Raw genomic sequence first — 4,236 nt, 5'->3', positions numbered from 1 at the left:
CGCGTTCCGTCGCGCCGGGAATCCAGGTGGCCTGCCGAAGCATTGGCGGGGCATGGTGCTCGCCAGCCTGCTGGGTGATGGTCGTGAGCGTGTCGAACCGAAGGAGTTGACGTTCGAGCAGGCGGCGACCCTGTTGAGCGGGGGAGTCGGGTTCCTCGCGCAACGGATCGGCCAGACCATGCAAACCATGTTCCCGACACAAGCCGCCCCAGCACCGGAACCGGAACCGCAACAGGAAACAACACCGAACCCGGAACCACAACAGCAACCTGACCAAACAGCCACAGACCAGCCCAAGGAGACACAGGCATGAGCAACGAGACACAGTTGACGATCGTCGGCAACTTGACAGCAGACCCGGAACTCCGTACCACGCAATCCGGCAGGCAGGTCGCGTCCCTCACCATCGCGAACACGCCACGCCAGTACAACCGGCAGTCCAACCAGTGGGAGGATGGGCAGACCCTGTTCATGCGTTGCACCGCGTGGGGAGACCTCGCCGCGAACATCACCCAAACCCTCGCGAAGGGTATGCGTGTCATCGCGCAAGGCCGGTTGGGGCAACGCTCATATCAGGCGAAGGACGGGAGCAACCGTACCGTCATCGAACTGACCCTCGACCATATCGGCCCCGATCTGACGCACGCTACCGCGCAGGTCGCGAAGAACCCCGCCAGCCACGGGTTCCAAGGCGGCGGCCAATACCAGTCGCAACAGCAGACGGGGTTCGCTGGCGCGACGCGCAACCAGCAGCAGGCTCAGCCTCCGACGATCCCGGCGACACCGCAAGACCCGTGGAGTCAGGCGCAAGCGGCCAGCGAGTTCGGTTTCGGCGGCGACAAGCCGGAGTTCTAAATGGACGTTTACGAGTTTGAGCCGCCGGACACGGACGCGGTTTGTGAACTGTGCGGCGCGCCGTTGAATTGTCTGGGCGAATGCCCCAACGCACGACAACACATGCAAGAGTATTGGGCGGACATGGAGGAAGGAGACCCGTATGTCGAGGACTGTTTCGCGTAACCGGCGTAGCGCGAAGAAAGCCGGGACAGCACTCGAAACCAAGGTGTGCGACTACCTCCGTTGGGGGTTGGACGACCCGCGTATCCAACGGTTGCGCTTGCACGGCGCGAAAGACCTTGGGGATATCGGCAACGTTTACTTCCAAGGCCAGTTGGTGACCATCGAATGCAAGAACACGAAACGCAAGGCTTACGCGGAACACATGCGCGAGGCGGAGACGGAAGCCGGGAACGCGGACAGCGAGCTGTGGTTCGTCATCCAGAAGCTCCCCGGCGTGGGTATCGCAACCCGTGAGAGCGTGGGGCGGCAACTCGTGTACACCGACCGGAGCGTCATCAACCGCATGGCATCCATGTTGTCTTCTTTCGAGGGCGACGCTTACGACATGGCGCTACGACACAGGCTAATCCACTTGTGGCGAGGATTCACCGTAAGGGGCGGTGCTACGGGTTCCCACCCGGTGAGCACGACATTGGAGAATCTGGCGTTGATTCTGAATGATTTCCTGCCACTCGGCCCAGGCATGACGAAAGGAGAAGACGATGGCGAATGATGACAAGACTACCGGGTTGCAAGCCGTGATAGAAGACTTGGCACGCGAGTTCAACGACAAAATCAACGATGATGATATCCCGCCTGAAATGTTCAGTACGGCTTTCACTGCCATGCGGACGCTCTACCGGTGCATTCAAAGGTGCCAGCGTGAACTTGAGCGGGAGCAGTACGTACGTGATGCGGCATTGGAGAGGGTGCTTGACGCGTTGGACGCGAAGTTCCAAGCGGTAAAAGCCAAGTGCCCTATCGACGCAATGGATTCAACGAACCCCGAAGACCACCGTATGCGAGGAAGATTGGATGCTTATGCAACGGCATACAACATCGTCCTCGAAATACTTGAACCCAGAGAGAAGACGAGATGGACGAAAGGGGAAACCGATGAGTAGGCGACGCAAGCTCGACGCGTACACGCTCGACCAAGTGTTGAAGCACTTGCAACGCAACCGTGACGAGGAGGCGCATGAGACGCGCTTGTGGCTGCGCTTGTTGAAGCGTGGCGCGGCTATCCGCGACTACACGATAAGCCCGGTGAAACATCCGCCGAGCATGACACCAGAGCAGGAGATGGTCATCAGGGAGATTCTGAGCACGCTTGAAACAATACAGTGCAGGGTGCGCGAGACGTGGCCGGATTGCGTCTACAAGACCGCGCTTATCCGTGAGATTCGCGCATGGGAGAGCCGCTACCTCGACATGCTCACCGAATGCCCGATACGCTGGCCGAAGTACGCGGAGGAGGATACCGATGAAAACTGATGACAGTGATCTTACCGGGCTTGAAGCCGTGAAAGCGATAGCAGAACAGTGGCGGAGGGACGCACTGGTATCGGTCAGTAACCCCGGTTGTTTAACAGGCAAAGACCTCACGCAAATATTGACTTACGCGCAAACGTGTGACCGGTTCGCGGCTCTCTGCGAGAAGGAGCTGGAAAGCGGCTTGCATAAGTACGCGATGCATCTTGCCGAGTTACACCATACGTACACCTACCAAGGCACCCACGATACGGATTTCGGCCGAGCACGTGCTGCAAGGGCATATGCGCTGAAAGAAGCACTTGAATACCTTGAGACAAGTTTTCCCGGATCGACAGACGGCATACTACTGGACGAGTATGCCGATGATGGCACCCATCTACTCAAACCGGTGGAGAAAGGAGACCCGTATGCCTACTAACGTCACGCAGAAAGACCAGACGCTACAAGCGGTCATCGAGTGGGCTAAAACTGAGAGGGCCCTGGCGTGGTCACATGGTGAACGGGCAGAGAATGGGTTCGCACTGAAGTGGGAACAGGGCCGCCTGAGCGCGTTCGACCAGATGATCGCCCATTGCTCACGGATGATGGGCTATACGGGTTCGATGCCGTTGGAAGTCGAGAATCAAAGCGAGGACGCGAAATGAACACTGATACTGACGTGCGTTCGTGGCTCAAGGATATTTTCGGCCACGATTTTGGCACGGAGAGGTTCGTCATGCCACAGAACGCCGCTGGCGTATGGCTTGTGGTTCCGAAGGTGCTTGGCTCGATGTGGTCTGAAACCTGCCTGATGAATTTCCAGCAGCTCTTCCTCGAAACCGTTTTGGACACTTCTTTGATGAATAGCATCGCCCTCCACGGCGTCATGAAGCCAATCATCATCAGCGGTACCAAGACAGCCCGCGTAAGGAAATTCGAGATAGTGGACGGCTACCACCGGCTCATTGCCGCCAGCGTGCTCGACCTGAAGACACCCGTCTGCCTCATCGACATGAGCGCAAAGGGAAAGAAGCCATCGAAACGGCTCGTAAAAGACTTTCTGGAAGCCGTCTACAGCAAGGAGGACGCGAAATGAGTGACAAAGTGAAAATGTCGGTGACCTGTGTCAAGTGCGGGAAGCACGCCATCGACTGGCGGGACACGCTGGAAAAGGAGCATTGGGCGCAACTGGACGAGCGGCCACTCTGCCCGAAGTGCGCCGTGGAGAACACTGAAATCGACGAGTACTGCGAGATCACGGAGAACATGAAGAGAAGCCTCTACAGCGTGCGCCTGTCCCTCAGTCTCATGCTTGCCCACAGGCTCCCCGGCGGCGACCCGATGGAACGCGATGACGTCAACGAGGGTGCCGCCGAAGCGTTCATTGCGGTTTCCAAAGCGTACCGTGCCGTCCAGAATCTTGCCGGCGACCTCCACTTCATACAGCAGCATAATATGGAGCTTTCCCAGCTTCTGAAAGAGGCAGGACGATGATCAGACATCAGTTGATGTGCCGTGTGGTCAGCCCGTGGCCGACCGAGGATGACTGCACCGGCGACGGGTACGACGAACCCTTCAAGATACCGGAACCGTGGTGGGTGACCCCGGACCAGCTCAAGGTCGAACAGCAGGTCATGTATTGGGTTACGTGCGACACGTGTGGCAAGGAGCTGGGCGACCGTGAGAACTCGCCGCACGGCATCGAACGCAACGCGACACAGACACTCACGGACGAGCATGGTGTGACCAGGCATTACTGCCCCGACCATGTGCATGTCACGTGTACGCGGTGCGGGCGGAAGGAAACCGGCAACCTGCTTCGATTGACGAATACCGGTTGGGTGAACGCCGACCACCCGTACACCGAACTGTGGGAATGGGCGATCAGCGGGTGGAGTCTCGACCGCGGGTGGGGGAAATGTG

Annotated in this window: 10 protein-coding genes; all 10 read left to right on the top strand. The window is 58.4% G+C overall.

Features of this window, described 5'->3' with window-relative positions; all coding sequences use genetic code 11:
• The coding region (locus tag DSM100238_RS09425) for a hypothetical protein (RefSeq protein ID WP_205730718.1) at positions 1-313 on the top strand (313 nt) is incomplete at its 5' end.
• Positions 310-855, top strand: a complete 546-nt coding sequence (locus tag DSM100238_RS09120) for a single-stranded DNA-binding protein (protein WP_152356347.1) — start codon at positions 310-312, stop codon at positions 853-855. The genes DSM100238_RS09425 and DSM100238_RS09120, both read left to right, overlap by 4 nt.
• 142 nt (positions 856-997) lie before the next feature.
• Complete coding sequence (locus DSM100238_RS09115; protein WP_152356346.1) at positions 998-1,573, top strand: hypothetical protein; 576 nt, start codon at positions 998-1,000, stop codon at positions 1,571-1,573.
• Complete coding sequence (locus tag DSM100238_RS09110) at positions 1,563-1,964, top strand: hypothetical protein (RefSeq protein WP_152356345.1); 402 nt, start codon at positions 1,563-1,565, stop codon at positions 1,962-1,964. The genes DSM100238_RS09115 and DSM100238_RS09110 overlap by 11 nt, the downstream gene beginning before the upstream one ends.
• Complete coding sequence (locus DSM100238_RS09105) at positions 1,957-2,334, top strand: hypothetical protein (RefSeq protein WP_152356344.1); 378 nt, start codon at positions 1,957-1,959, stop codon at positions 2,332-2,334. Before DSM100238_RS09110 ends, DSM100238_RS09105 begins: the two co-directional genes overlap by 8 nt.
• Entirely contained in the window at positions 2,324-2,752 is a 429-nt protein-coding gene (locus tag DSM100238_RS09100) for a hypothetical protein (RefSeq protein WP_152356343.1), read from the top strand. Before DSM100238_RS09105 ends, DSM100238_RS09100 begins: the two co-directional genes overlap by 11 nt.
• Entirely contained in the window at positions 2,742-2,978 is a 237-nt protein-coding gene (locus DSM100238_RS09095) for a hypothetical protein (protein WP_152356342.1), read from the top strand. Before DSM100238_RS09100 ends, DSM100238_RS09095 begins: the two co-directional genes overlap by 11 nt.
• Positions 2,975-3,409: a ParB/Srx family N-terminal domain-containing protein gene (locus tag DSM100238_RS09090; protein WP_152356341.1), complete on the top strand. Its 435-nt coding sequence runs from the start codon at positions 2,975-2,977 to the stop codon at positions 3,407-3,409. The genes DSM100238_RS09095 and DSM100238_RS09090 overlap by 4 nt, the downstream gene beginning before the upstream one ends.
• Positions 3,406-3,807 (top strand): hypothetical protein, encoded by a 402-nt coding sequence (locus DSM100238_RS09085; RefSeq protein WP_152356340.1) that lies wholly within the window; start codon positions 3,406-3,408, stop codon positions 3,805-3,807. The genes DSM100238_RS09090 and DSM100238_RS09085 overlap by 4 nt, the downstream gene beginning before the upstream one ends.
• A partial coding sequence (locus tag DSM100238_RS09080) for a hypothetical protein (protein WP_152356339.1) occupies positions 3,804-4,236 on the top strand: 433 nt, incomplete at its 3' end. The genes DSM100238_RS09085 and DSM100238_RS09080, both read left to right, overlap by 4 nt.

The organism is Bifidobacterium apri (genome assembly GCF_009299485.1).
Classification (GTDB): domain Bacteria; phylum Actinomycetota; class Actinomycetes; order Actinomycetales; family Bifidobacteriaceae; genus Bifidobacterium; species Bifidobacterium apri.
Note: the sequence above shows the minus strand (reverse complement) of the source record. Positions and strands in the feature narration are given on the sequence as shown.

Excerpts from the sequence above, each read along its gene's own strand:
- DSM100238_RS09105 (WP_152356344.1), top strand. The coding sequence starts at position 1,957 with ATGAGTAGGCGACGCAAGCTCGACGCGTACACGCTCGACCAAGTGTTG.
- DSM100238_RS09120 (WP_152356347.1), top strand. The coding sequence starts at position 310 with ATGAGCAACGAGACACAGTTGACGATCGTCGGCAACTTGACAGCAGAC.
- DSM100238_RS09100 (WP_152356343.1), top strand. The coding sequence starts at position 2,324 with ATGAAAACTGATGACAGTGATCTTACCGGGCTTGAAGCCGTGAAAGCG.
- DSM100238_RS09090 (WP_152356341.1), top strand. The coding sequence starts at position 2,975 with ATGAACACTGATACTGACGTGCGTTCGTGGCTCAAGGATATTTTCGGC.
- DSM100238_RS09115 (WP_152356346.1), top strand. The coding sequence starts at position 998 with ATGTCGAGGACTGTTTCGCGTAACCGGCGTAGCGCGAAGAAAGCCGGG.
- DSM100238_RS09095 (WP_152356342.1), top strand. The coding sequence starts at position 2,742 with ATGCCTACTAACGTCACGCAGAAAGACCAGACGCTACAAGCGGTCATC.
- DSM100238_RS09085 (WP_152356340.1), top strand. The coding sequence starts at position 3,406 with ATGAGTGACAAAGTGAAAATGTCGGTGACCTGTGTCAAGTGCGGGAAG.
- DSM100238_RS09110 (WP_152356345.1), top strand. The coding sequence starts at position 1,563 with ATGGCGAATGATGACAAGACTACCGGGTTGCAAGCCGTGATAGAAGAC.